General features: G+C 66.5%; 1 protein-coding gene. It reads right to left on the bottom strand.

All coding sequences use genetic code 11. The features are described 5' to 3' along the window. Positions 1-269: AfsR/SARP family transcriptional regulator (locus MFF64_RS36915; RefSeq protein ID WP_273557216.1), on the bottom strand; the 269-nt coding region annotated here is incomplete at both ends.

The raw sequence follows: 269 nt of genomic DNA, 5'->3' as shown, positions 1-269 counted from the left end.
GAATCCCGCGGCATCGTGGGGCAACTCGGCGGGTACCGGTCGAGTGCCTTCGCGCGTCCGCTGGGCCGCTCGCTGGTGCGGCGTGGAATGCGCAGGCGCGGCTGCTGCCGGATCATTGTGGAGGATGAGCTGATAGAGCGCCTGCAGCTCTGGTCCGGGGTCGACGCCCAGGTCTTCGGCAAGTTTTTTGCGAATGCTCTCGTAGTGCTGAAGGGCTTCGGCCTGCAACCCGCACCGGTACAGCGTCGTCAGCAGCTGTCTGGCCACCC

Origin of the sequence: Methylobacterium frigidaeris, from assembly GCF_022179185.1 — a bacterium.
Classification (GTDB): Bacteria; Pseudomonadota; Alphaproteobacteria; order Rhizobiales; family Beijerinckiaceae; genus Methylobacterium; species Methylobacterium frigidaeris.
The sequence above is the reverse complement of the archived record's forward strand: the minus strand, read 5'-3'. Positions and strand labels throughout refer to the sequence as shown.